Origin of the sequence: Enterobacter sp. DC1, from assembly GCF_000568075.1 — a bacterium.
GTDB lineage: Bacteria > Pseudomonadota > Gammaproteobacteria > Enterobacterales > Enterobacteriaceae > Enterobacter > Enterobacter asburiae.
This window is the reverse complement of record NZ_AZUA01000002.1, coordinates 286,169-311,589: the sequence shown is the minus strand read 5'-3', so window position 1 is coordinate 311,589 and position 25,421 is coordinate 286,169. Positions and strand designations below refer to the sequence as shown.

General features: G+C 56.2%; 25 protein-coding genes, 2 tRNA genes and 1 other annotated feature. Of the genes, 11 read left to right on the top strand and 16 right to left on the bottom strand.

Features of this window, described 5'->3' with window-relative positions; translation table 11 throughout:
* Window positions 1-46 precede the first annotated feature (46 nt).
* Window positions 47-1,051, bottom strand: a complete 1,005-nt coding sequence (locus P346_RS14210) for an NAD-dependent epimerase (RefSeq protein ID WP_032658779.1) — start codon at window positions 1,049-1,051, stop codon at window positions 47-49.
* 191 nt (window positions 1,052-1,242) lie between these two features.
* Between P346_RS14210 and wzzB the strand changes: the two genes are divergently transcribed.
* Window positions 1,243-2,223 (top strand): LPS O-antigen chain length determinant protein WzzB, encoded by a 981-nt coding sequence (gene wzzB, locus P346_RS14215; protein ID WP_032658776.1) that lies wholly within the window; start codon window positions 1,243-1,245, stop codon window positions 2,221-2,223.
* Between the two features lie 39 nt (window positions 2,224-2,262).
* Here wzzB and hisIE read toward each other — a convergent pair whose 3' ends face one another.
* The 9 genes from hisIE to hisL form a co-directional block, all read right to left on the bottom strand.
* Window positions 2,263-2,874 (bottom strand): bifunctional phosphoribosyl-AMP cyclohydrolase/phosphoribosyl-ATP diphosphatase HisIE, encoded by a 612-nt coding sequence (gene hisIE / locus P346_RS14220; RefSeq protein ID WP_032658773.1) that lies wholly within the window; start codon window positions 2,872-2,874, stop codon window positions 2,263-2,265.
* Window positions 2,868-3,644 carry an imidazole glycerol phosphate synthase subunit HisF gene (gene hisF / locus P346_RS14225; RefSeq protein ID WP_032658771.1) on the bottom strand — a complete coding sequence of 259 codons (777 nt, stop codon included), beginning with the start codon at window positions 3,642-3,644 and terminating at the stop codon, window positions 2,868-2,870. Before hisF ends, hisIE begins: the two co-directional genes overlap by 7 nt.
* The gene (gene hisA, locus P346_RS14230; protein ID WP_032658768.1) at window positions 3,626-4,363 is read right to left on the bottom strand and encodes a 1-(5-phosphoribosyl)-5-[(5-phosphoribosylamino)methylideneamino]imidazole-4-carboxamide isomerase; all 738 of its coding nucleotides are present in this window, start codon (window positions 4,361-4,363) and stop codon (window positions 3,626-3,628) included. The genes hisF and hisA overlap by 19 nt, the downstream gene beginning before the upstream one ends.
* On the bottom strand, window positions 4,363-4,953 hold the full coding sequence (gene hisH / locus P346_RS14235; protein ID WP_023336242.1) for an imidazole glycerol phosphate synthase subunit HisH: 591 nt from the start codon (window positions 4,951-4,953) through the stop codon (window positions 4,363-4,365). The genes hisA and hisH overlap by 1 nt, the downstream gene beginning before the upstream one ends.
* Entirely contained in the window at window positions 4,953-6,020 is a 1,068-nt protein-coding gene (hisB, locus tag P346_RS14240; protein WP_032658767.1) for a bifunctional histidinol-phosphatase/imidazoleglycerol-phosphate dehydratase HisB, read from the bottom strand. The genes hisH and hisB overlap by 1 nt, the downstream gene beginning before the upstream one ends.
* Complete coding sequence (gene hisC / locus P346_RS14245) at window positions 6,017-7,078, bottom strand: histidinol-phosphate transaminase (RefSeq protein WP_032658765.1); 1,062 nt, start codon at window positions 7,076-7,078, stop codon at window positions 6,017-6,019. The genes hisB and hisC overlap by 4 nt, the downstream gene beginning before the upstream one ends.
* Window positions 7,075-8,379 carry a histidinol dehydrogenase gene (gene hisD, locus P346_RS14250; protein ID WP_032659531.1) on the bottom strand — a complete coding sequence of 435 codons (1,305 nt, stop codon included), beginning with the start codon at window positions 8,377-8,379 and terminating at the stop codon, window positions 7,075-7,077. Before hisD ends, hisC begins: the two co-directional genes overlap by 4 nt.
* 5 nt (window positions 8,380-8,384) lie before the next feature.
* Complete coding sequence (gene hisG / locus P346_RS14255; RefSeq protein ID WP_028018500.1) at window positions 8,385-9,284, bottom strand: ATP phosphoribosyltransferase; 900 nt, start codon at window positions 9,282-9,284, stop codon at window positions 8,385-8,387.
* Between the two features lie 45 nt (window positions 9,285-9,329).
* Window positions 9,330-9,453 (bottom strand) — a sequence feature (His leader region).
* Window positions 9,429-9,479, bottom strand: a complete 51-nt coding sequence (gene hisL / locus P346_RS23175; protein WP_001364200.1) for a his operon leader peptide — start codon at window positions 9,477-9,479, stop codon at window positions 9,429-9,431. Its footprint overlaps the feature before it by 25 nt.
* A gap of 175 nt (window positions 9,480-9,654) precedes the next feature.
* Between hisL and P346_RS14260 the strand changes: the two genes are divergently transcribed.
* From P346_RS14260 to plaP, 4 genes are all read left to right on the top strand, one after another.
* Entirely contained in the window at window positions 9,655-10,479 is an 825-nt protein-coding gene (locus P346_RS14260; protein ID WP_032658764.1) for an SDR family oxidoreductase, read from the top strand.
* A gap of 41 nt (window positions 10,480-10,520) precedes the next feature.
* Window positions 10,521-11,450 carry a LysR substrate-binding domain-containing protein gene (locus P346_RS14265; RefSeq protein WP_032658762.1) on the top strand — a complete coding sequence of 310 codons (930 nt, stop codon included), beginning with the start codon at window positions 10,521-10,523 and terminating at the stop codon, window positions 11,448-11,450.
* A 219-nt stretch (window positions 11,451-11,669) separates the two neighbouring features.
* A complete protein-coding gene (yoeI, locus tag P346_RS23170) occupies window positions 11,670-11,732 on the top strand; it encodes a membrane protein YoeI (protein ID WP_099458931.1) in 63 nt (20 codons plus the stop codon).
* On the top strand, window positions 11,722-13,080 hold the full coding sequence (gene plaP / locus P346_RS14270) for a putrescine/proton symporter PlaP (protein ID WP_023312362.1): 1,359 nt from the start codon (window positions 11,722-11,724) through the stop codon (window positions 13,078-13,080). Before yoeI ends, plaP begins: the two co-directional genes overlap by 11 nt.
* A 112-nt stretch (window positions 13,081-13,192) precedes the next feature.
* On the opposite strand, the gene sbcB is transcribed toward plaP, so the two are convergent.
* Window positions 13,193-14,629 (bottom strand): exodeoxyribonuclease I, encoded by a 1,437-nt coding sequence (gene sbcB / locus P346_RS14275; RefSeq protein ID WP_407044827.1) that lies wholly within the window; start codon window positions 14,627-14,629, stop codon window positions 13,193-13,195.
* 198 nt (window positions 14,630-14,827) lie between these two features.
* Between sbcB and dacD the strand changes: the two genes are divergently transcribed.
* The 4 genes from dacD to P346_RS14295 all read left to right on the top strand — a co-directional run bounded on the left by dacD (window position 14,828) and on the right by P346_RS14295 (window position 18,232).
* Complete coding sequence (dacD, locus tag P346_RS14280) at window positions 14,828-15,994, top strand: serine-type D-Ala-D-Ala carboxypeptidase DacD (RefSeq protein WP_032658759.1); 1,167 nt, start codon at window positions 14,828-14,830, stop codon at window positions 15,992-15,994.
* A 119-nt stretch (window positions 15,995-16,113) separates the two neighbouring features.
* Complete coding sequence (gene sbmC, locus P346_RS14285; protein WP_029739252.1) at window positions 16,114-16,587, top strand: DNA gyrase inhibitor SbmC; 474 nt, start codon at window positions 16,114-16,116, stop codon at window positions 16,585-16,587.
* A gap of 92 nt (window positions 16,588-16,679) precedes the next feature.
* A complete protein-coding gene (locus tag P346_RS14290) occupies window positions 16,680-17,738 on the top strand; it encodes an FUSC family protein (RefSeq protein WP_032658758.1) in 1,059 nt (352 codons plus the stop codon).
* A 158-nt stretch (window positions 17,739-17,896) separates the two neighbouring features.
* Window positions 17,897-18,232, top strand: coding sequence for a DUF496 family protein (locus P346_RS14295; RefSeq protein ID WP_008499467.1), 336 nt, complete (start codon window positions 17,897-17,899; stop codon window positions 18,230-18,232).
* A 47-nt stretch (window positions 18,233-18,279) separates the two neighbouring features.
* Here the strand turns inward: P346_RS14295 and P346_RS14300 are convergent, their stop codons facing one another.
* Both P346_RS14300 and P346_RS14305 read right to left on the bottom strand, forming a co-directional pair.
* Window positions 18,280-18,615, bottom strand: coding sequence for a gamma-glutamylcyclotransferase family protein (locus P346_RS14300; protein WP_032658757.1), 336 nt, complete (start codon window positions 18,613-18,615; stop codon window positions 18,280-18,282).
* Window positions 18,616-18,668: 53 nt separating this feature from the next.
* Window positions 18,669-18,744, bottom strand: a tRNA-Asn gene (locus P346_RS14305).
* 161 nt (window positions 18,745-18,905) lie between these two features.
* Between P346_RS14305 and emmdR the strand changes: the two genes are divergently transcribed.
* A complete protein-coding gene (gene emmdR, locus P346_RS14310) occupies window positions 18,906-20,360 on the top strand; it encodes a multidrug efflux MATE transporter EmmdR (RefSeq protein WP_152537852.1) in 1,455 nt (484 codons plus the stop codon).
* A 103-nt stretch (window positions 20,361-20,463) separates the two neighbouring features.
* Window positions 20,464-20,539: transfer RNA gene (locus tag P346_RS14315), tRNA-Asn, on the top strand.
* 145 nt (window positions 20,540-20,684) lie between these two features.
* Here P346_RS14315 and P346_RS14320 read toward each other — a convergent pair.
* The 3 genes from P346_RS14320 to shiA all read right to left on the bottom strand — a co-directional run bounded on the left by P346_RS14320 (window position 20,685) and on the right by shiA (window position 25,317).
* Window positions 20,685-22,457: an aminopeptidase P family protein gene (locus P346_RS14320; protein WP_032658754.1), complete on the bottom strand. Its 1,773-nt coding sequence runs from the start codon at window positions 22,455-22,457 to the stop codon at window positions 20,685-20,687.
* Between the two features lie 15 nt (window positions 22,458-22,472).
* A complete protein-coding gene (locus P346_RS14325; RefSeq protein WP_032658751.1) occupies window positions 22,473-23,927 on the bottom strand; it encodes an AMP nucleosidase in 1,455 nt (484 codons plus the stop codon).
* Between the two features lie 73 nt (window positions 23,928-24,000).
* Entirely contained in the window at window positions 24,001-25,317 is a 1,317-nt protein-coding gene (shiA, locus tag P346_RS14330) for a shikimate transporter (protein WP_032658750.1), read from the bottom strand.
* Between the last annotated feature and the right edge of the window lie 104 nt (window positions 25,318-25,421).

The following is a 25,421-nucleotide window of genomic DNA, read 5'->3' as shown; positions in this document are numbered from 1 at the left end:
GCTTTATCCTGTAAAAAACCCGGCTGAATTGCCGGGTTTTTTATTTTCAGACCTTGTAAAAATCGCGATACCAGTTAACGAAGTTCTTTACTCCGTCTTTGACTGAGGTTTGCGGTTTAAAACCAATCACGTCATACAGTGCTTTAGTGTCTGCGCTGGTTTCCAGTACGTCTCCTGGCTGGAGAGGAAGCATGTTTTTCTCGGCTTTTTTACCCAGCGCGTCTTCCAGGGCGGTAATGTAATCCATCAGTTCCACTGGCGAACTGTTACCGATGTTGTAAACCCGGTAGGGCGCTGAGCTGGTTGCCGGGGAGCCGGACTCAACGGTCCAGTTTGTGTCAGACTGGGGAATAACATTCTGCAGACGAATAATTGCTTCAGCGATGTCATCAATATACGTGAAGTCGCGCTTCATCTTACCGTAGTTATAGACATCGATGCTTTTGCCTTCAATCATCGCCTTAGTAAACTTAAACAGGGCCATGTCCGGGCGTCCCCATGGACCGTACACGGTAAAGAAGCGCAGGCCGGTGGTCGGCAGATTGTAGAGATGCGAATAGGTATGCGACATCAGTTCGTTGGCTTTTTTGGTCGCGGCATAGAGTGAGACCGGGTGATCCACGGAATCGTCAGTAGAGAACGGCATCTTGCGGTTCAGGCCATAAACGGAGCTTGATGAGGCATACAGAAGATGCTGAACGTTATTATGGCGGCAGCCTTCCAGCACGTTGAGATGGCCGATAAGGTTGGCATCCGCATAGGCGTGCGGATTTTCCAGGGAGTAGCGTACGCCTGCCTGCGCGGCCAGGTGAATGACGCGATCAAATTTCTCACTGGCGAAAAGCGTGGCCATACCTTCGTGGTCAGCTAATTCCAGCTTGTGGAAAGTGAAACTCTCAGATTTTAACAGTTCCAGGCGTGCCAGCTTCAGGTTGACATCGTAGTATTCATTGAGGTTATCGATACCAACAACCTGATGACCGGCCTCAAGGAGGCGTTTACTGACATTCGCACCGATAAAACCTGCAGCGCCCGTGACCAAAAATTTCATAGCTTCCCTCATAAACCTTTTCTTACAGATGCCATAGCGCATCAGATGGTATCTATGATAACGCGAAGGGTCGAAGTTACATAACCCATCTTTCCGATTTAACTCATCGGATTCCTATAGAAAAATCGCCAGTAATGGATAAACTATACAAACAAAATTATGTTTGCCCTTTTTCATCTGTTAGGGATTGTATGACGCAAAACAACAATAGCCAGGTCAGCCAAAGCAATGACCCTGCGCAAATTGATTTACTTGATTTAATGCTGCAACTGTGGCGTGGGAAGTGGATGATAGCAACCTTTGTTGTTGTTTTTATTGCCATGGCAATTGGATATCTAGCATTCGCTAAGGAAAAATGGACCTCAAGGGCGATTATTGCACAACCTGATGCGGCCCAGATAGCAACCTATTCAAATGCATTGAACATCCTCTATGGCAGTGCTGCCCCTTCAATGCTGGACATTCAAACGCGCGTGATTGGCCGTTTTAACTCTTCTTTCTCCGCGTTATCGCAGGCGCTCGACAATCAGGACGTACCTGAAAAACTTACCATTGAGCCTGCTGTTAAAGGGGAAACGCTGCCGTTAAGCGTCACCTATACCAGTACATCAGCTGAAGCTGCTCAAAAGCAGCTTGCGCAGTATATCCAGCAGGTTGATGGACAGACGGCAAAAGAACTTGCTCTTGACCTCAAGGACAATATCAAGGAGCAGATTAAAACCCTGAACGATTCTCTGGTAAGTCAGGAGAAGGTCGCTCAGGAGCAGAAAGATCTGCGAATCAAACAGATTGCTGAGGCACTGAAGAATGCTGAGGCAGCGAAAATTACCTCGCCGCGCATTCAGCAAACCCAGGATGTAACCCAGGAAACGATGTTCCTGCTGGGAAGCGACGGGCTGAAATCGATGATTGACAATGAAGCTTCACGCCCGCTGATCTTCTCTGCCGCGTATTATCAGACCAAACAAAATCTGTTGGATATCCAGAATCTGAACGTAAATCCGGACACTATTCACGTTTATCGTTACGTTATGAAGCCAGATCTGCCTGTCCATCGTGACAGCCCAAAAAAACCTATTATTCTGATTCTTGCCGTGCTGCTGGGCTTAATGATGGGTTCTGTAGTAGTACTCGGGCGTAATGGATTACGCAACTACAAACCAAAGGCCTGATTTGCAGTTAAAAAAAACCGGGGAATTTCCCCGGTTTTTTTATTTGTGACGTTTGCGAAGATTTTCAATCACCGCCGTTAAATCCAGCTCCTGATCCTGCAGCAGCACCAGCAGGTGGTACATCAAATCGGACGCTTCATTCGTCAGCTCCTCGCGGTCATGCACGGTTGCGGCCAGCGCGGTCTCAACGCCTTCTTCTCCCACCTTCTGTGCGATACGCTTGGTTCCGCTGGCGTACAGCTTCGCGGTGTAGGAACTCTCAGGATCCGCCGTTTTACGCTCTGCCAGCAGCTGTTCCAGTTGATACAGGAACAACCACTGGTGGCTCGCCTCGCCGAAGCAGCTGCTGGTGCCCTTATGGCAGGTAGGGCCGATTGGGTTTGCCAGCACCAGCAGGGTATCGTTATCGCAGTCGGGCGCCATGCTGACCACGTTCAGGAAATGACCCGAGGTCTCGCCTTTGGTCCACAGGCGCTGTTTCGTGCGCGAGTAGAAGGTCACTTTGCCGCTGTCGATCGTTTTTGCCAGCGCGTCCTGGTTCATATAGCCCAGCATCAGCACTTCGCCTGAGACGGCATGCTGGACAACCACCGGCAGTAATCCGTCAGTTTTTTCCCAGTCCAGCTGCGCCTGTTGTTGCTCTGTTAACATACCCTGATCTCCACGCCCTGGTCGGCCAGGTACGTTTTTAACTCACCAATATTAATAATCTGTTTGTGGAACACGGACGCGGCCAGCGCGCCGTCCACGTTCGCATCGCGGAAGGCTTCGAGGAAGTGTTCCATGGTGCCCGCGCCGCCGGAGGCAATCAGCGGAACGTGGCAGACCGCACGGACTTTTTTCAGCTGCTCGAGATCATACCCGTTACGCACGCCGTCCTGGTTCATCATGTTGAGGACAATTTCACCCGCGCCACGCTTCTGCACTTCCTGCACCCAGTCGAGCGTTTCCCACTGCGTCACGCGCGTGCGGCTTTCATCTCCGGTGTACTGGTTCACGTGGTACTTGCCCGTTGCGGCGTCATACCAGGTGTCGATCCCAACCACAATACACTGCACGCCAAAACGATCGGCCAGGCGGGTGATCAGTTCCGGGTCGGCCAGGGCAGGGGAGTTGATAGAAATCTTGTCGGCACCAAAAGAGAGAATTTTGGCGGCGTCGTCTGCGAACTTAATCCCGCCCGCCACGCAGAATGGAATGTCGATCACCTCCGCCACGCGAGCCACCCAGCTTTTGTCGACAACGCGTCCATCGCTGGAGGCGGTGATATCATAAAAGACCAGCTCGTCTGCGCCTTCATCGGCATAGCGTTTTGCCAGCGGGACGATGTCGCCAATGATCTCGTGGTTGCGGAACTGCACGCCTTTCACGACCTGACCATCGCGCACGTCAAGACAAGGAATTATCCGTTTTGCCAGCATTGAATCGCCTCCGTCACAGTAAATTTACCTTCCAGCAGGGCCCGGCCCACAATCACACCCTGTACACCGGTACCGCGCAGCGCGGCCACGTCGGCAATATCACCGATACCGCCAGAAGACTGGAACGCTACCTGCGGATAACGGGCACAGACCTCTTCATACAGAGAAACGTTGGAGCCCGCCAGCGTTCCGTCTCGGGATATGTCCGTGCACAACACGTGCTTCAGGCCGACGGGCAGATAGATATCGACCAGCTCTTCCAGCGTCACGCCGGAATTTTCCTGCCAGCCGCTGACGGCAACCTGCTTGTTACCCTGTTCGTCAATACGCACGTCCAGCGCCAGCACCAGCGCATCCGCGCCAAAGCGGCGGAACCAGCCCTTCACCGTCTCAGGAGCTTTCACCGCGGTTGAACCTACCACCACGCGGGCCACGCCAGCGTCCAGCAGCGCCGCAACGTCATCTTCCGTACGCACGCCGCCGCCGACCTGCACGGGCACATCAACACCGGCGACCAGATTTTTAAGCAGCGGGATCTGGCGCTTTGCCGGGTCTTTCGCGCCCGTCAAATCCACCAGATGCAGCACCTGCGCACCCTGGGCGGCATAATCCTGCAGACGCAGCAGCGGATCGTTTCCGTAGTCTCGCTGCTGGCCGTAATCGCCCTGGTGGAGACGGACAACCGTGCCGTCAATTAAATCTAAAGCGGGAATAATCATCACATCTCCAGGAAGTTTTTCAGCAGCTGCGCACCTGCGGCACCGGAGCGCTCCGGGTGAAACTGCACGCCGAAGAAATTGTCTTTCTGTACGGCTGCCGTAAACGCCTCGCCGTAGGTGCACTGGGCGATTGTATTCACGTTCACCGGCATGGCGTAGCTGTGCACGAAGTAAAAATACGCGCCGTCTTCGATGCCGCGAAACAGCCGATCGCCCGCTTTGGCGTACACGCGGTTCCAGCCCATATGCGGCAGAGGCAGGCCGTGGTCGGTCATTTTCGGCACGTCTTCGTCAATAATGCCCAGCAGGTCAACGCCGTTGCTCTCTTCGCTGCGGCGGCCCAGGATCTGCATGCCCAGACAAATGCCCAGCACCGGCTGGGTACAGGCTTTGATCAGATCGACCAGCTCGCGTTCGCGAATCTGATCCATCGCGGCCTGCGCGGTGCCCACACCCGGTAAAAAGAGTTTGTCGGCGCGCAGCACCACGTCCGGGTCGCGGCTGACCGCCGGCTCATAGCCGTGGCGCGCAATCGCCGATTTGACGGAGTTCAGGTTGGCGCATCCGGTATCCAGAATGACCACGTTCATTACAGCACTCCTTTCGATGAAGGCAGGGCGTCGCCTTCCACGCGAATCGCCTGACGAAGGGTACGGCCAAAGGCTTTAAACAGGCTCTCCACGCGGTGGTGGTCGTTCTTGCCCTTGGTCTTCAGGTGCAGCGTCAGACCCATGGTGTAGGACAAGGAGCGGAAGAAGTGCTCCACCATTTCGGTGCTCAGATCGCCCACGCGCTGGTAGGTGAAATCGGCCTTATATTCCAGGTGCGGACGACCGGAGATGTCCATCGCGCAGCGCGCCAGACACTCGTCCATAGGCAGGACAAAGCCGAAACGGTTAATGCCGCGCTTGTCGCCGAGCGCCAGCTTCAGGGCTTCACCCAGCGCCAGGCCGGTATCTTCCACGGTGTGGTGATCGTCAATGTAGAGATCGCCTTTTACCGTAATTTCCATGCGGAAACCGCCGTGGGTGGCAATCTGGTCCAGCATGTGATCGAAGAAACCGACGCCGGTGTGGATCTTGCTGCCGCCTTCACGGTCCAGCCAGACCTTCACGTCAATCTGCGTCTCTTTGGTGTTGCGCTCAACGTGGGAATAGCGGTCGCGTTTTGTCAGCTGTTCGCCAATCTTCGCCCAGTTAAGGTTGTTACGGTCGTAGCGCAGCCCCGCGATGCCCATGTTTTCCGCCAGCGTAATATCGGTGATGCGATCGCCGATGACATAGCTGTTGGTTTTATCCAGCGCATCTTCAGCCAGGTAGCGCTCTACCAGCTTCACCTTTGGCTTACGGCAGTCGCAGTCGTCGGCCGGCATGTGCGGGCAAATCAGCACTTCATCAAATACCACGCCCTGAGAGGTCAGCACCTGCATCATCAGATTATGCGGGCCGTCAAAGTCCGCCTGCGGGAAGCTGTCGGTACCCAGACCATCCTGGTTGGTGATCATCACCAGCTTAAAGCCTGCTTTTTGCAGCTTGAGCAGCACCGGGATCACGTCCGGTTCAAAAGCCAGCTTGTCGAATCGGTCGACCTGAAAATCGGCTGGTGGCTCCGAAATAAGGGTGCCGTCACGATCGATGAAAAGGATCTTCTGGGTCATACTTTCTCCGCTTTCAGGGCGTCAATCACGCGCTGGCTCTCTGCACGGGTGCCTACGGTAATGCGCAGGCACCCGCTCAGAGAAGGTTGTTTATTCTGGTCTCGTAAGATAATGCCCTGATCCCATAAAGATTTAAATACGGCACTCGATGCGGTGAAGCGCACCAGGATGTAGTTAGTTTCCGAGTCGAATACCTGCTCCACGCAAGGGATATCCTTCAGGGCGGTCACCAGATACTGACGTTCCTCCAGAATTTGCGCCACGCGCTCGCGCATCGCGTTGATCCCCTGTGGCGTCAGCGCCTGTGCCGCAATATCGGCAACCGGCGTCGAGAGCGGGTACGGGGCGATCACTTTCAGCAGCAGGTCGATGACCTCTTTATTCGCCAGGGTGAATCCGCAGCGCAGACCCGCAAGGGCAAAGGCTTTTGACAGCGTACGCAGCACCACCAGGTGCGGATACTCTTCCAGCCAGCCTGCCAGCGTCGCCTGCGGGCAGAACTCGATATAGGCTTCGTCTGCCACCACCAGAGCTTTACCGCGCGTCATCTCCAGCAGGGTGCGAATATCCTGCGGGTTGATAATCTGTCCGGTCGGGTTGTTCGGGCTACAGACAAAGACGACTTTTACGCCATCGAGATTGTCGGCAATGCCCTGCAGATCCAGCTGCCAGTTCTCCAGCGCCTGCACGTTGCGGCACGCTACGCCGAAGGTTTCCGCGCTGACGCTGTACATGCCGTAGGTCGGCTGGCAGTACATCACCGCGTCTTTGCCCGGCTCGCAGAAGGCGCGGATCAGCAGTTCAATGCCCTCATCCGCACCTCGGCTGACCAGCACCTGCTCTGGCTTCACTCCCGCATACTGCGCGTAGTTTTCAATCACGGCCTTCGGCTGACACTCCGGATAGCGGTTCAGCGTTTGCTGCGACAGCTCAAACTGCACCGCTGTCGGGAATTCGTTGGCGTTCAGCCAGACATCCCCTTTACCGCCCAGACGACGCGCGGACTGATAGGGCGTCAGGCGACGGACATTTTCGCGGGCTAACTCTTCAATGTTCATGCTTGCTCCTTCAGGGCTGCAACGCGCAGCGTAACGGCATTTTTGTGGGCGGTCAGCCGCTCGGCGGCAGCGAGGGTTTCAATAGTCGAAGCCAGTGACGCAAACCCTTCGCGGGAGAGTTCCTGCACGGTCATGCGTTTCTGGAAATCCGCCAGGCCCAGGCTGGAACAGGTAGAGGTGTAGCCATACGTTGGCAGCACGTGGTTGGTGCCGGAGGCGTAATCCCCCGCGGACTCCGGTGACCAGTCGCCGAGGAACACCGAGCCCGCGCTGGTAATGCTGTCAACCAGATCGCGCGCGTTGCGGGTCTGAATGATCAGGTGCTCCGGGCCGTACTGGTTGGAGATGGCAATACACTGGTCCAGGTCGCGCGCCACAATCAGGCGGCTGGCCGCTAGCGCCTGGCGTGCCGTGTCGGCGCGGGGCAGGTCGGCAAGCTGGCGTTCAACGGCTTCGCCCACGCGTTTCGCCATATCGGCATCCGGCGTCAGCAGGATGACCTGCGAGTCCGGGCCGTGTTCCGCCTGAGAAAGCAGGTCTGAGGCGACGAAGTCCGGCGTTGCGCCGCTGTCGGCAATCACCAGCACCTCAGACGGGCCGGCAGGCATATCGATGGCCGCGCCGTCCAGACGCTGGCTGACCTGGCGTTTGGCTTCGGTCACATACGCATTGCCCGGGCCAAAAATTTTGTCGACCTTAGGAATGGATTCTGTGCCGAACGCCAGGGCTGAAATCGCCTGCGCGCCGCCCACTTTATATACCGCCTGCACGCCGCAGAGCTTCGCCGCATAAAGGATCTCGTCGGCAATCGGTGGCGGTGAGCACAGCACCACTTTCTGACACCCGGCAATTCGCGCGGGTGTCGCCAGCATCAGTACGGTGGAGAAAAGCGGGGCAGAGCCGCCGGGAATATAGAGTCCAACGGACGCAACCGGACGCGTGACCTGCTGGCATCGCACGCCGGGTAGGGTTTCAACATCCACGGTCTGCAGCTTTTGCGCGGTGTGGAAGGTATCAATGTTTTTCACCGCGACGGCCATCGCCTGTTTGATGTCGTCACCCAGACGGTTGCTGGCCTCAATGATTTCCTGCTCGGTTACCTGTAATGCGCCGACTTCCGTCTTGTCAAACTTCGCGCTGTATTCACGCAGCGCGTCATCGCCGCGGGCTTTTACGTTGTCCAGGATCTCCGCCACGGTGCGTGAGATGCTTTCTGAGGCGGAAATCGCCGGGCGCATCAGCAGCTCGCGCTGCTGTGCGTCGCTACAGTTATTCCAGTCGATGATTGTGTTAAAGCTCATGGCCATTACTCCATCATCTTCTCAATAGGCAGCACCAGGATGGAGCTTGCGCCCAGCGCCTTCAGTTTTTCCATGGTTTCCCAGAACAGGGTTTCGCTGCTCACCATGTGCATCGCCACGCGCTGCTGATCGCCCGCCAGCGGCAGGATGGTTGGGCGCTCAGCGCCCGGCAGGAGGGCAATCACTTCATCCAGACGCTCGGTTGGGGCGTGCATCATGATGTATTTGGACTCACGCGCCTGAATCACGCCCTGAATACGGGTCAGCAGCTTGTCGATCAGCTGCTGCTTGGCGTCGGCCATGTCGCCGTCGCGCTGAATCAGGCACGCTTTAGAGCGGTAGATCACTTCCACTTCGCGCAGACCGTTGGCTTCCAGCGTCGCGCCGGTAGAGACGAGGTCACAGATGGCGTCCGCCAGACCCGCACGCGGCGCCACTTCAACGGAGCCGTTCAGCAGGCAGGATTTAAACTGCACGCCTTTCTGGTCGAGATAACGCTTTAACAGGTGAGGGTAAGAGGTGGCAATACGTTTGCCGTTCAGCGCGGCCGGGCCGTCCCACGCTTCGTCAACCGGCGTAGCCAGCGACAGGCGGCAGCCGCCGAAGTCCAGACGACGCAGGGTGAAATAACGCGGGTCTTCGCCCTGCGCGCGGCGGGTCAGCAGCTCTTCTTCCAGCACGTTTTCCCCTATGATGCCGAGGTCAACGACGCCGTCCATGACCAGGCCGGGAATATCGTCATCACGCACGCGCAGAATATCGATGGGCATGTTTTCAGCCAGAGCAATCAGGCGCTGGGTGTGCAGGTTAATTTTAATCCCGCAGCGGGCCAGCAGTTCGCGTGAATCGTCGCTCAAACGGCCTGATTTTTGAATAGCTATGCGTAAGCGTGAGTTATCTAACATTCTTTATTCCTCGTTAACCTGTTTTAACCTGTCTGAATTCGGTCCAAAAAAAAGCCCCCGGAAGAAGATCTTCCGGGGGCTTTTTCATGCGTTCATGCACCACTGGAAGATCCAAACGTCTTCCAGCACACATCGCCTGAAAGACTAGTCAGGATGATGGTGATGATGGTGGTGTTTAAATTGAACGCGTGTCATATAAATTCTCGATGAATGCTTATTCATTTGATGTCTTTTAACCTAAACCAGTTGTACGACATATTGCAAGGGCTTTTTTTGATCATTAATTCATTTCATATTGATGCTATGAATTGTGTGTTCTGCCGGGCTGGCGTAGCCTTATAAAAGACGAGTAAGAGTCAGGAGAATTCGCATGAAAAAGGTCGCGATTGTCGGTTTAGGATGGCTGGGAATGCCGCTGGCGATGTCATTAGCCGCGAAGGGCTGGCAGGTGACCGGGAGCAAAACCAAGGCGGATGGGGTAGAGGCAGCGCGCATGTGCGGTATTGACGGCGTTGAGCTGCGCCTTGAACCGGAGCTGGTGTGTGATGCTGACGATCTGGACACGCTGATGAACGTCGATGCGCTGGTGATCACGCTCCCCGCGCGGCGCAGTGGCCCGGGCGAGTCGTTTTATCTGCAGGCGATGCAGGAGATCGTCGACAGCGCGCTGGCGCACCATGTTCCGCGCATCATTTTTACCAGCTCGACGTCGGTCTATGGCGAGGTTGAGGGCGTTGTTAAGGAGAGTTCCGAGCGCCGTCCCGTTACGGCGAGCGGTCAGGTTCTGAAAGAGCTGGAAGACTGGCTGCATAATCTTCCCGGCACGCAGGTCGATATCGTACGTCTGGCGGGGCTGGTGGGCCCTGGCCGCCATCCAGGACGCTTTTTTGCCGGTAAGTCTGCGCCAGACGGCCAGCATGTCGTCAATCTTGTGCATCTTGACGATGTTGTTGCTGCGATTGAGCTACTCTTACAGGCTCCGAAAGGTGGACACATCTATAATATATGTGCACCTTCTCATCCGGCACGCAGCACGTTTTACCCGCTGATGGCACGTCAGCTGGGCCTGGCTCCGCCGGTTTTTGGTGAGGCAAAGGATGACAGTAAAGGCAAAATTGTTGATGGCAATCGCATTTGTCATGAGCTGGGGTTTGAGTATCAGTATCCCGATCCGCTGGTGATGCCCATGGAATAAGACCCGCAGCGGAGACGATCGCGCACCAGAAGGGGGCGAGCATGAAACCGCTGCTGGATGTTCTTATTATTCTGGATGCTCTGGAAAAAGAGGGGAGTTTTGCCGCTGCGTCAGCAAAGCTCTACAAAACCCCATCTGCGTTGAGCTATACCGTTCAAAAACTGGAAAGCGATCTCAACATCCAGATCCTCGATCGCTCCGGGCACCGCGCACGTTTCACCCGTACCGGACAGATGCTGCTGGAAAAAGGCCGTGAAGTCCTCCATACCGTTCGTGAACTCGAAAAACAGGCCGTAAAACTCCATCAGGGTTGGGAAAACGAGCTGGTTATTGGCGTGGATGATACCTTCCCGTTTTCTCTCCTGACGCCGCTGATTGAAGCCTTCTATCAACACCACAGCGTGACCCGGCTCATCTTTATCAACGGCGTGCTGGGTGGCTCCTGGGAAGCCTTGACGCAGGGCAGAGCGGACATTTTCGTCGGTGCGCTCCATGAGCCTCCCCAGCTGAGTGATTTTGGTTTTGCCCGCCTCGGCGTGCTGGAGCAGGTATTTGCCGTAGCGCCTCATCATCCGCTGGCCCAGGAACCCGAGCCGCTTAACCGTCGCGTAATTAAAGGTTACCGCGCCATCGTGGTCGGGGACAGCTCTCGCCCGGAATGCTCGGTCTCCTCGCAGCTGCTTGATGAGCAGGAGGCCATTACCGTTTTCGACTTTAAAACCAAGCTGGAACTGCAAATAAGCGGCCTGGGCTGCGGCTATTTACCCCGCTATCTGGCGCAGCGGTTTATTGACAGCGGTGCGCTTGTTGAAAAACAGGTACTTGCTCAAAGCAGTAATGAATCGGTGTGGGTAGGCTGGAATGAACAAACTGCCGGGCTTGCAAGCGCCTGGTGGCGAGATGAGATTTTAGCAAATAGTGCTATCGCCGCCGTTTACTCTCAGCCCGGCGTCCAGAAATCAGCCATTTAGCAAAAAGAAAATTGTCCCATGCTTTGCAAAGTATTGCCTTTTGTATCCGATGTGGGGCAAAATGCCGCCGCTGCAACCAAATGAATAATCGACGATATAAAAGGCGTCGGTTATTTTTTTTTGCATGTACGAAACGAAACTAAAAACCAAGAGGCCGGGCTTCGTACCGGATAGATATTTACTAAAATCCGACAGTTGTTGTCGCTGAGGAAGAAAGAAATGGGGCAATTTTTCGCTTACGTGGCGGTTATCACCGTAAAGGAGAATAACTATGTCGCATAACGCAACTCCAAACACCTCTCGCGTGGAATTACGTAAAACGCTTACGTTGATTCCGGTTGTTATGATGGGCCTTGCCTATATGCAACCGATGACGCTGTTCGATACATTCGGTATCGTATCAGGCCTCACAGACGGTCATGTGCCTACGGCTTATGGCTTCGCGCTGATTGCGATCCTCTTTACCGCGCTGAGCTACGGTAAGCTGGTGCGTCGCTATCCGTCTGCTGGTTCCGCCTACACCTATGCCCAGAAATCCATCAGCCCGACAGTTGGCTTTATGGTGGGCTGGTCTTCGCTGCTCGACTACCTGTTCGCGCCGATGATCAACATTCTGCTGGCAAAAATTTATTTTGAAGCGCTGGTGCCGTCGATTCCATCCTGGATGTTCGTTGTGGCGCTGGTGGCCTTTATGACCGCCTTTAACCTGCGCAGCATTAAGTCCGTTGCCAACTTTAACTCCGTGATCGTCGTCCTTCAGGTTGTCCTGATTGCCGTTATTCTTGGCATGGTGATTTACGGTGTGTTCCACGGTGAAGGTGCCGGCACTCTGGCGAGCAGCAAGCCGTTCTGGTCTGGTGATGCCCATGTGATCCCGATGATTACCGGGGCAACCATTCTGTGCTTCTCCTTTACCGGATTTGACGGCATCAGCAACCTGTCTGAAGAAACGAAAGACGCAGAGCGCGTGATCCCTCGCGCCATCTTCCTGACGGCGCTGATTGGCGGTCTGATCTTTATTTTCTCGACCTATTTCCTGCAGCTGTACTTCCCGGATATCTCGCGCTTCAAGGATCCGGATGCGTCTCAGCCGGAAATCATGCTCTATGTGGCGGGTAAAGCGTTCCAGGTTGGCGCGCTGATATTCTCCACCATCACCGTTCTGGCGTCCGGTATGGCCGCGCATGCAGGCGTTGCGCGTCTGATGTACGTGATGGGCCGCGATGGCGTATTCCCGAAAAGCTTCTTCGGCTACGTTCATCCAACCTGGCGTACCCCGGCGATGAACATCATCCTGGTCGGTGCCATTGCGCTGCTGGCGATTAACTTTGACCTGGTAATGGCAACGGCGCTGATTAACTTCGGTGCGCTGGTGGCGTTCACCTTTGTTAACCTGTCGGTTATCTCTCAGTTCTGGATCCGTGAAAAGCGTAACAAGACGCTGAAAGATCACTTCCAGTATCTGTTCCTGCCGATGTGCGGTGCCCTGACCGTGGGCGCGCTGTGGGTTAACCTGGAAGAGAGCTCTATGGTGCTTGGCCTGATTTGGGCGGGTATCGGCCTGATTTACCTGGCCTGCGTCACGAAGAGCTTCCGTAACCCGGTTCCGCAGTACGAAGACGTCGCGTAATTCCGTGTCGGGTGGCGGCTACGCCTTACCCGACCTACAAAGCCAGTAGGCCTGCGCCAGCGGGCAAAAAAAAGCCGGAGACATCGCCTCCGGCTTTTTTTATACCCCTCGCTCAGACAATCTCTTGAGCGTACTGGAACAGGGATTTCAACAGCGCCTGTTTCTCAGCATTCCCCTCATACTGGCCATAAAGCATTTCCAGCTCCTGGGCATAGCTATTAAGGAACTCCGGGGTAAAGACATTGCGACGATGCTGCAGCCAGCGATCCTGCTCTGCCTCGTCCAGCGTGCCGGGGAAGTTACGCGCGCGGTAGTTAAACATCAGTTTTTCGATGCGTTTATCGGCGAAAGTAATATCCAGCGCCGGTAAGTTACGCGGCTCGGTTTGCAGAACGATATTCATCGCCGCGCGGTCGGCATCGCTGAAGAAACCGTTGTAGAGCTGGGCATCCACGTTTTCTGAAGGAACGAAAGGCTCCGCCTCGGCAAAGATGGCGACCACTTTCTCGCGCACCTGCGGATTATCGCGCAGCACTTTCAGGTTATCGAGGCAGCGCTGACGGTTAATGCCCAGTCTGTCCGCATCTTCCGGGCGCAGCGTATTCGCCTGCGCCAGTACCGGACATTTATTGATATGCACCAGTTTGACCGGCACCGCAGGCAGATCGCCGAGTTCATTTTTCGGGGTGTAAAGCCGTTCGCGCAGGGTATCGCTGTCGAGCTCAAGCAGTGGCGAAATATCGCCGGCTAAATCCACCATGATGACCGCATTACGGTTGTCCGGATGCCATGCCAGCGGGGCGACCCAGCTGGTATTGCCGCGCCAGGCGCCAAACATGCCGGAAATATGCACCAGCGGCTTCATCTGCGGCACATCAATCAGCGTGGTCAACTTCTGTTTACTGCGGTGGCTCAGCAGATATTCAAACAGCCGGGGCTGCGAGCTTTTCACCAGCTTCGCCATGGCAATGGTGGCATAGACGTCCGCCATCGCGTCGTGGGCATTGCTGTGCTCGATGCCGTTGGCGCGCGTCAGGTGTTCCAGCCGGAAGCTCGTCAGCCCTTCCTCATTTTCCGGCCAGTTAATGCCCTCAGGACGCAGGGCATAACAGGCGCGCATGATGTCGAGCAAATCCCAGCGTGAGTTGCGGTTCTGCCAGCTCCAGGCATAGGGATCGTAGAAGTTACGATAGAAGATGTTGCGCGTCACTTCGTCATCGAAGCGGATGTTGTTGTAACCGACCACGCAGGTATTGGGGACGGTAAAAAGATCGTGGATGCGTCGGGCGAATTCTGCCTCGTTAACGCCTTTCTCGCGCGCTTCCTGAGGCGTGATCCCGGTGACCATGACCGCCCCGGGCTGCGGCAGGTAGTCATCAGCCGGTTTGCAGTAAAAGACCTCAGGCTCGCCAATAATGTTGAATTCGTCGTCGGTACGGATGGCGGCAAACTGCGCCGGTCGGTCCAGCGCCGGGTGCGTGCCAAAGGTTTCGTAGTCATGAAATAAAAAAGTCGGGCGAGCGGCAGAATCAGACACCAGTAATACCATCCTGTTAAAAAATGACGTCACTATGGTAAACGATCGTGCGGTTCAGACCGAATAAAAAGCACCGCCGTGACGCAAATTTGCGCGCCAGCTTCAGAGAAAAATCTGCGTTCTGTCACATTTTTTTGCAATTAAGCCAGGTAACGACATCAGAACTCCCGTAAAAAGGTCATCGATTTTTAATGACCTGAGGATATACCGTTGAAACGCCGTCTGTTTATTGCTGTTTCTTTACTCGCTTCGAGTGTCTCATCTGCTTTTGCGGCCGAACCACTGGATTTTTCGCCGCAGCCTCCGGCCATTCAGGCGGGCTCCTGGGTGCTGATGGACTACACGACTGGTCAGATCTTAACGGCGGGCAACGAACATCAACAACGCAATCCGGCGAGCCTGACCAAGCTGATGACGGGATATGTGGTTGACCGGGCCATTGATAGCCATCGCATTACGCCGGACGACATTGTCACCGTAGGGCGTGACGCATGGGCAAAAGGCAACCCGGTTTTTGACGGCTCGTCGCTGATGTTCCTGAAAGAGGGCGATCGCGTCTCCGTGCGTGATTTAAGCCGCGGCCTGATTGTTGATTCCGGCAACGACGCCTGCGTGGCGCTGGCCGATCACGTGGCGGGCGGCCAGCCGCAGTTTGTGAAGATGATGAACGACTACGTGCAGAAGCTGAACCTGCGCGATACGCACTTTGAAACCGTCCACGGGCTGGACGCACCGGGCCAGCACAGCTCGGCCTATGACCTGGCCGTACTTTCCCGTGCCATCATTCACGGCGAGCCTGAGTTTTACCATATGTACAGCGAAAAGAGCCTGACCTGGAACGGGATCACTCAGCAAAACCGTAACGGCCTGCTGTGGGATAAAACGATGAACGTGGACGGGCTTAAAACGGGGCACACCTCGGGAGCGGGCTTTAACCTGATTGCGTCCGCCGTTGACGGGCAGCGTCGTTTAATCGCGGTGGTGATGGGGGCGGACAGCCCGAAAGGGCGCGAGGACCAGGCCCGTAAACTGCTGCACTGGGGGCAGCAGAATTTCGATACGGTGCAAATCCTGCATAGCGGTAAAAAAGTGGGGACAGAGCGTATCTGGTACGGCGATAAGGAGCAGGTGAAACTGGGCACCGACCAGGACTTCTGGCTGGCCCTGCCGAAAGCGGAAGTGCCGAACATCAAGGCCAAATACGTGCTGGATAAAAAAGAGCTGGAAGCGCCGATTGCTGCGCATCAGCGGGTCGGGGAGATCCAGCTCTATGACCGCGACAAGGTGGTGGCGCACTGGCCGCTGGTGACGCTGGAAGCCGTTGATAAGGGCGGCCTGTTCTCTCGCATGAGCGATTATCTGCATCACACACTCTAGCGGCTGATGAGCAGACTGGCAGGGATGCGAGTCTGCTCACATAATAAACACTTCTCGTTTGCTGAACCCTCAGAATCCGCTTTATAGTGTATGTATATACAGTAATAAATGGAGGCAGCATGGACTACAGCATCAAGCAGCAAAAGAAACGTAAGATTGCCGGTTTTCATTTGGTCGGACCGTGGGAACAAACGGTAAAACAGGGCTTTGAACAGCTGGTGATGTGGGTGGACGGGCGCCACATTGAGCCGCTGGAGTGGGTTGCGGTCTACTACGATAACCCCGACGAGGTCCCGGCAGAAAAACTGCGCTGTGATACGGCCGTTACGGTACCGGATGATTTCGTTATCCCGGAAAACAGCGAAGGCGTCATGATGACGGAAATCGCGGCCGGGGATTATGCCGTGGCGACGGCGCGCGTGGAAAACTACGACTTTGCCACGCCGTGGTATCAGTTCTTCAACTCTCTGCTGCAGGACAATAAGTACCAGATGGCGCTTAAACCCTGTTTCGAACGCTATCTTAATGACGGCAATGCAGACGGCTACTGGGATATCGAAATGTATATCGCGGTAGAGCATAAAACGGCTTAAGCCTGCTAAATGAAGGGTTTTTCAGCCGGGGGCGATCCGCCCGGCTGAAAACACAGTACAATTGTGATTTGCCGTGTAGCTGGAGAGCGGGTGTGCGTCCCGACAAATCATTAACCCCTTTTGAAATTCGGTTGTACAAACATTACCGCGTGGTGCACGGGTGTCGCATCGCGCTGGCGTTCGTATTGACGTTTGTTCTGGTCCGTTTGCTGGATGTTCCGGAAGGGACGTGGCCGCTGATCACCCTGGTGGTGGTAATGGGGCCCATCTCGTTTTGGGGGAACGTTGTTCCGCGCGCTTTTGAGCGAATTGGCGGGACGGTTTTAGGCTCGGCCCTTGGGCTTATTGCCCTTAAGCTGGAGCTTATCTCGTTTCCCGTGATGCTGGCATGGTGCGGGGCCGCCATGTTCCTGTGCGGCTGGCTGGCGTTGGGCAAAAGACCGTATCAGGCCTTGCTGATTGGGATTACTCTTGCGGTGGTTGTCGGTGCGCCCGCCGGGGATATGACCACGGCGCTGTGGCGAAGCGGGGATGTCATCCTGGGGTCACTGCTGGCCATGCTCTTCACCGGTATCTGGCCGCAGCGGGCTTTTCTGCACTGGCGTATTCAGATGGCGAACTACGTCACCGCCTTTAACCGCGTCTATCAGGCCGGTTTCTCCCCGAATCTGGTCGAACGTCCCCGGCTGGAAAAGCATCTGCAAACGATCCTCAACGACGTGGTCAAAATGCGCGGCCTGATCGCGCCCGCCAGCAAAGAAACCCGTATTCAGAAATCGATTTTCGAAGCCATCCAGACGGTAAGCCGCAATCTGGTCTGCATGCTTGAACTGCAGATCAACGCCCACTGGGCCTCGCGTCCCAGCCATCTGTTGATGCTTAACGCGCAGACCCTCAAAGAGACCCAGCAGATGACGCAGCAAACGCTGTTGACCATCGCCCATGCGCTCTATGAAGGGAACCCGCAGCCGATACTGGCCAACAGCGAGCGGCTGAATGAGATCGTCGTGGAGCTGAAGCAGTTAATCAATGAGCGCCAGAGCGATAACGTGGCGGAAACGCCTATTCATGGCTATGTCTGGCTGAGCATGGAACTGGCGCGACAGCTTGAGCTGTTATCGCACCTTATTTGCCGGGCGTTGCGCAAATAAAAGGCTTATGTGACGCCTGCTGCTTCGATTCAGCAGCAATTGGGGTTATGATAGCTTTAAACGATATACTCATTGTCATTCGCAGCCGCTGTCAGTAAGGTTATTGTTACAACGGTTGCTTTAACGAATCCGAATCTCACATTATCAGGGGTGTAAAAATGGAAACTACCAAGCCTTCGTTCCAGGATGTTCTGGAATTCGTCCGCCTGTTCCGCCGCAAAAACAAGCTGCAGCGTGAAATCCAGGACGTTGAGAAGAAGATCCGTGACAACCAGAAACGTGTTCTGCTGCTCGACAACCTAAGCGACTACATCAAGCCAGGTATGAGCGTTGAAGCTATTCAGGGCATCATCGCCAGCATGAAGAGCGACTATGAAGACCGCGTTGATGACTACATCATCAAAAATGCTGAGCTGTCCAAAGAGCGTCGCGACATCTCTAAAAAGCTGAAAGTGATGGGCGAAATCAAAAACGGCGAAGCAAAAAGCGAGTAATCGCAGCGAATAGTGAAAAAGGCTCTCTGGTGACAGAGAGCCTTTTTTTATGATTCAGAACGCGGCTGTAGCTGATAAATCCAGGCCTTAACCTGCTTGCCTTCAAGGGTGGTTACCATGACCTCAACCCGATCGTAGCCGTCTTCAAATTCATCCAGCATTTGCCAGTGTGCGGCAAGGTTATCCGAGATAAACAGATAGCCTTCGACGCGGGGTCCGTCAGGGTGGAGCACAATTCCCGGGAAGTCCGCCGCGGCGCCCCAGCCGCGTTCGTAAAACGTGCCGGATACGGAACCGGCCAGCCATTCGCCGCCGATGTTTTCAAGAATATGCGCATTAGAGTGGCCCGGGCGCAACGTGCCGTAGACAAACAGAGCGTTCATTTTCCCTCATCCGCAAAGCAAAAAGCCTGCTTTAAAAGCAGGCTTTTTAAATTTGGCTCCTCTGACTGGACTCGAACCAGTGACATACGGATTAACAGTCCGCCGTTCTACCGACTGAACTACAGAGGAATCGTTGTGGAGGCTTATCTTAGCGGCGAAAAAAGTTTTGTCAAACCTGATCTTAGGGAAAATCGACCGATTGCTGATTCTGTCGTCAGTTTGTTGTAAATCCACACATCTTTTTCTGGAAAATACTTTGCAGGATTAGCATTTGTCCCCCATCATTTGAAATGGAGTTTCAACTTTTCTCGCTAAGGTCCATTTTGAACGTCACTGCCTCCTTACGCCAGGCGATAACGCGCACGCCGTGGTATGCAAAACGTAAAAGCTATCGTGTCCTGTTCTGGCGTGAAATCACCCCTCTTGCCGTGCCTATCTTCCTGGAAAATACCTGCGTTCTGCTGATGGGGGTTTTGAGCACCTTCCTGGTGAGCTGGCTGGGAAAAGAGGCGATGGCTGGGGTTGGGCTGGCGGACAGCTTTAACATGGTGGTGATCTCGTTCTTTGCCGCCATAGATCTCGGGACGACGGTGGTGGTGGCCTTTAGCCTCGGCAAGCTTGATCCAAAACGCGCACGCGAGGCGGCCCGCCAGTCGCTAATGATCATGACCATTTTTTCGATCGTTCTGGCGGCGGTGATCCACTATTTCGGTAAAGAGATTATCGACTTTGTCGCCGGGGAGGCCACGAACGAGGTTAAAGACCTGGCGCTGACCTACCTGGAAATGACTGTTTTAAGCTATCCGGCGGCGGCCATTGCGCTGATTGGCAGCGGTGCGCTGCGCGGGGCGGGCAACACCAAAATTCCGCTGCTGATCAACGGCGGGATGAATATCCTGAATATCATTATCAGCAGCGTGCTGATTTACGGCGTGTTCTCGTGGGAGGGGCTGGGGTTCGTCGGTGCCGGACTGGGGTTAACCATTTCACGCTATATCGGCGCGGCAGCCATCATCGGGGTACTGATGGCGGGAATTACCCCCTCGCTGCGTCTGACGATAAAAAGCTATTTCCGCCCCTTTAATTTCGCCATTATCTGGGAAGTGATGGGGATCGGCATCCCCGCGAGCATAGAATCGGTGTTGTTCAACGGCGGGAAGCTGCTCACGCAGATGTTTGTCGCCGGGATGGGGACCGACGTTATCGCCGGTAACTTTATCGCCTTCTCTATTGCCTCGCTGATTAACCTGCCGGGTAACGCGCTGGGTTCGGCATCGACCATCATCACGGGTAAACGGCTCGGGAAAGGGCAGATAGGCCAGGCGGAGCGGCAGCTGCGGCACGTGTTCTGGCTGTCGACCATTGGGCTGACGCTGATCGCCTGGGGAACCGCGCCGTTTGCCGGGCTGATGGCCTCGTTCTATACCCACGAAGACGACGTTAAAGAGGTCGTTAAGATCCTCATCTGGCTCAACGCGGCCTTCATGCCTATCTGGGCGGCCTCATGGGTATTGCCCGCCGGGCTGAAAGGGGCGCGCGATGCCCGTTTTGCGATGTGGGTATCGATGCTCGGCATGTGGGGATGTCGCGTTGTCGCGGGGTATACGCTCGGGGTGATGCTCGGATGGGGTGTGGTCGGCGTCTGGCTGGGGATGTTCCTCGACTGGGCCGTGCGGGGCGCGCTGTTCTACTGGCGGATGGTCAGCGGGCGCTGGCTGTGGAAATATCCGCGAAAGAATGCCTGACAATTGCGCGAAGTGGAGAATAATTCGGCAAACGATCGGAAATATGCATTCTGCCTTTGACATCATGGGGGAGCATCGATAATATGCGCCCCGTTCACACGATTCCTCTGTAGTTCAGTCGGTAGAACGGCGGACTGTTAATCCGTATGTCACTGGTTCGAGTCCAGTCAGAGGAGCCAAATTTAAAAAGCCTGCTTTTAAAGCAGGCTTTTTGCTTTTCTGCATCTGGAAAAATTGTCGGGTGGCGGCTTCGCCTTACCCGACCTACAAAAACCTCGAATCGTAGGCCGGGTAAGGCGAAGCCGCCACCCGGCAAAAGCCGCACTATCCGTTCACACCAATCGGCGCCGTCGCCTCAACCAGCCACGGACGCGCATCGCTATTCACCAGAGGTGAAAGCACCTCGCGTACCTGCCGGTGATACGCATCCAGCCACTGCTTTTCCTGATCGCTCAACAGATGCAGCTCAACCTGACTTAAGTCGATCGGGATCAGCGTCAGCGAGGCAAATTTGCAGAACCCCGGACGGCTTTCCACAATCTCAACCTGGTTTTCAATACGAATACCGTGGCTGTCGCCCAGATAGTAGCCCGGCTCGATAGTCATGATATTGCCCGCCACCAGCGGCCACGGATTGACCTTTTTGGCGATGCGATGCGGGTTCTCGTGGATCAGCAGCTGGTGCCCCACGCCGTGTCCCGTGCCGTGATCGTAATCCAGCCCCATCTCCCACAGCGGGCGACGCGCAAACGCATCCAGCTGATGCCCCTGAGTCCCGGAAGGGAACTGCAGGGTAATGAGCGACAGGAAGCCTCTCAGCACGGCAGTGTAGTGCAGGCGCTGCTGCGGATCGACTTTCCCCCACGCCAGCGTGCGGGTGGCGTCGGTGGTGCCGTTAACATACTGGCCGCCGGAATCGTTCAGATAAAAATGGTCATGGCCGATAGGCTTATTGCTGGCCTCGCTCGAATGATAGTGGCACATCGCCGCATTGCTCGAAGAGGCGGAGATGGTTTCAAAACTCTGCTCAATAAACCCCGGCTGCTGTTGACGGAACGCAAGCTGCTGCGCCTGAGCGTCCAGCTCGGTGAGCGGTTGTCCTGCCGCCTCGCGCCGCGGCACTTCGCGGCTCAGCCAGGCGAGGAAGTTGACCCAGGCGGCCCCGTCCTGGTGATGGCACTCGCGATAGCCTGCCAGCTCGACCGGGTTTTTAGTCGCTTTCATCAGGATGATGGGATCGGTCCGCCAGACAATTTCTCCCCGTGGCTCAATGGCGAAGCGCAGGGCAACCGGCGCGGAATCGGCATCAATCATCACCCGTTTGCCTTCAGCAATCTGCTGGCAGCGTTCAATAAAGGTATCCTGCGGCGCAACGGTGAACGCATTGCGCACACCGTCAGGCAGGGCGCTGAGCTTATTGTCGTTAACAAACCACTCAACGTGACCGTCACGACCAAGAAGGGCAAAGGAGAGCGGTACCGGGCTGTAAGGGATATCCGCACCACGGACGTTCAGCAGCCAGGCGATGTTATCCGGCAGGGTGACGGCGAGATAATCAGCGTTGTTTGCGGCCAGCACGGCGGCAACGCGCTGACGTTTGTCCGCGCTGCGTTCGCCGCTGTGTTCAACCGGCATCTCACGGATAAGCCCCGCCGGCGCGGCAGGACGATCGGTCCACAAGGTGTCAAAAGGCGAGGCCTTCAGAGGGACCAGCTCGCACGGCGTGGCAGACAGCTGCTCAAATTCTGAATTTGTCATCAGCAGCGCGTCAAAACCGATGCGCGTTCCTGCCTCAACGTTTTCTGCAAGCCATTCTGCCAGCGGCTCGTTGTGCAGGTGGTGGATCTCAACCTCATCCGTATTGACCTGAACGCGGGCCTGAACCTGATAGCGACCGTCGACGAACAGCAGCGCCTTGTTTTTCAGCACCAGCGCCACGCCGGCCGAACCGTCAAAGCCCGTCAGCCAGGCCAGCTTTTCGTCGTAGGGCGCGCAGTATTCGCTCTGCCAGGCATCCGCGCGCGGGACGATCATCCCGTCGAGATGGCTGGCCTCAAGCCAGTGGCGTAGGGCAGAGAGCGGTGATGTGGTGTGCATGGTTTTTCCTTGTTATTAGCGGAACGGCGGCTCGTTGAAGGTGCGCAGCTTGCGGGAATGGAGCTTGTCACCTTCTGCCCGCAGCAAATCAATCGCACGAATACCGATCTGCAGATGCTCAGAGATAGCCCCTTCGTAGAAACGGTTGGCCTGGCCCGGCAGCTTAATTTCACCGTGCAGCGGCTTATCGGAGACGCACAGCAGCGTGCCGTAAGGGACGCGGAAGCGATACCCCTGGGCGGCAATGGTGGCGCTCTCCATATCGATCGCCACCGCGCGGCTCAGGTTGAACCGCAGCGCGGAGGCGGAGTAGCGCAGCTCCCAGTTGCGGTCATCCGTTGTGACGACCGTGCCGGTGCGCAGGCGCTGCTTAACCTCTTCGCCCGGCATGCCGCTGACCTCTTTGGTGGCGTCGTACAGCGCGCGCTGTACTTCGGCGATGCTCGGGATTGGGATGTCCGGCGGCAGGACCGCATCAAGCACGTGGTCATCGCGCAGATAGGCGTGGGCCAGCACGTAGTCGCCAATCAGCTGGCTTTCGCGCAGGCCGCCGCAGTGGCCAATCATCAGCCACACGTCCGGGCGCAGTACCGCCAGATGGTCGCAGATGGTCTTGGCATTTGACGGGCCAACGCCGATGTTAATCAGCGTGATGCCCTGACCGTCGCCGGTGATCAGGTGCCAGGCGGGCATCTGGTGCTTTTTCCACGCCAGGTCGGAGATCGCCTGCTCGGGCGCTTCGGTTTCAGCGGTGATCCAGATCCCGCCCGCGCAGGACAGCGCGATATACGGGCTCTCCGGGTCGAGGATCTGGCTGCAGCCCCAGCGGACAAATTCGTCAACGTAGCGGGTGTAGTTGGTAAAGAGCACGAACGGCTGGAAATGTTCGACTGGCGTACCGGTGTAGTGGCGCAGGCGCGCCAGGGAGAAATCGACCCGGCGGGCATCAAAATGCGACAGGGGAGAAAATTCTGCCGGGTGATAAATCCCGTCGGCCGTTTCATCGCCAATCTGTGAAAGTTCCGTCGTCGGGAAGTGGCGGGTCAGCCCCGCGCTCATGGAGCGGTCAAGCGTTAACGCCGAACCGTCAATCACGTAGGGATACGGGATCTCATGCTGCGAGGGCTCAACGGCAATGTGCGCGCCGTAATCCTGGTACAGCAGCGTGAGCTGTTCTTCAAGATACGGGCGGAACAGCGCAGGGCGGGTGACGGTGGTGCTGTAGCAGCCGGAGTGGGTAAAGCGCGCGTAGGCGCGGGTTTTGGGATTGCTGCTGGCGCTGCCGTCCCAGGTCACAGAGAGCGATGGATAAACAAAAAGGCCCTCGGTTCTGGCCTTTTGGTCGGGAAGTTTCCCCGTTTCGATATATTCGCTGATGGCGCCGCGCAGCGCGTTGACGGACTGTTCGTACAGCGCGTCGAGTTTTTCCAGCGCCTGAGCCGGGGTCAGGCTGGAGCCCTTATTATTCATCTCTGTCTCCTTGTTCCACAGGTGTGCGACTCTACCCGATAGTATGTCACACGCCCGTGAAACAAAAGGGAGATCAGCCGTGGCTCGTCTCTTTCATCAGAAGCGCCGTCGCCGCCGACAGCAGGCAGCCGGCCAGCAGATAAATCGCCACGCTGTGCCAGTTGCCGCCGGAGAAGGTCACCAGCGCGGCGGCAATAAACGGCGTAAATCCGCCGCCGACCACGCTTGCCACCTGGTAGCCCACGCCCGCGCCGCTGTAGCGGTAGCTTGCGCCAAACAGCTCGGTGAACATCGGCTGCTGCACGCACACCACCATATCGTGAGCGATGTTGGCGAGCATGATGGCGAAGAAGACAATCCAGAAGATCGACTGCGCCTCCAGCGCCATAAAGAATGGCCAGGCGCTGAGGGTTCCAATCAGCGCCCCGGTGATGTAAACGCGGCGGCGGCCAAACCGGTCCGCCAGCCATGCGAAGCAGGGGATTGTCAGGCAGCTGATCCCGCCGACCAGCAGGCCAATATTGAGGAACAGTTCGCGGGGAAGACCGAGGTTCTGCGTCGAGTAGTTCAGGGCAAACGCGGTGACGATATACATCGTCAGCAGCTCGCACAGGCGCAGGGCGATAATTTTCAGAAAAGCGCCAGGGTGCTGAACCAGCGCTTCCATCACAGGCAGACGCTTTTTGGCGAGCGGTTTTTCCAGCTGTTGTTTTTCAAACTCAGCCGACTCCTCCATCCCGTTACGGATCCACAGCGCGGCGATGACCAGCACGATGCTGAAGATGAACGGAATTCGCCAGCCCCAGCTCAGGAACTGCTCGTCGGTGGTGAGCTGGCTGATTAGCGATACCAGCCCGGTGGAAAGCAGCAGGCCTACGCCGTACCCGACCTGTACGCCGCTGCTGTAAAACGCTTTCCTGTGCTTCGGCGCGCTCTCAACGGACAGCAGCGCCGCGCCGCCCCATTCGCCGCCGACGGCGAAGCCCTGGATGGCGCGCAGGGTGACCAGCAGTACCGGCGCCCACCAGCCGATAGAGGCAAACGAGGGGAGAATACCGATAAGCGCGGTGGCGATCCCCATCATCCAGACGGTGAGCATCAGCATGCGCTTGCGGCCAAGACGGTCGCCGAAGTGGCCGAAGATCACCCCGCCCAGCGGGCGAAACAGAAAGCCGACGCCGAAGGTGGCAAATGCGGCGAGCGTACCCATCGCAGGGCTGACCTGAGGAAAAAACTCGCGGTTAAACACCAGGGCGGCAGTGATGCCATAAAGCAGAAAATCATACCAGTCGACGACGGCACCCGCGAAGCTGCCTAAGGCCGCGCGGCGGGCACGATTGAGCGAAGGTGTCTCCTCGTTGGGACGATCGGAGATGAGGGTGGAGTCCATAGTTGTCCTGTCCGTACTGATTTTTAATTATTGGTATAAGAAAAGGTCACTCACAAAGCAGCCGTCATATAAACGGAACCTATGAGACTACCGCGACAAAACGC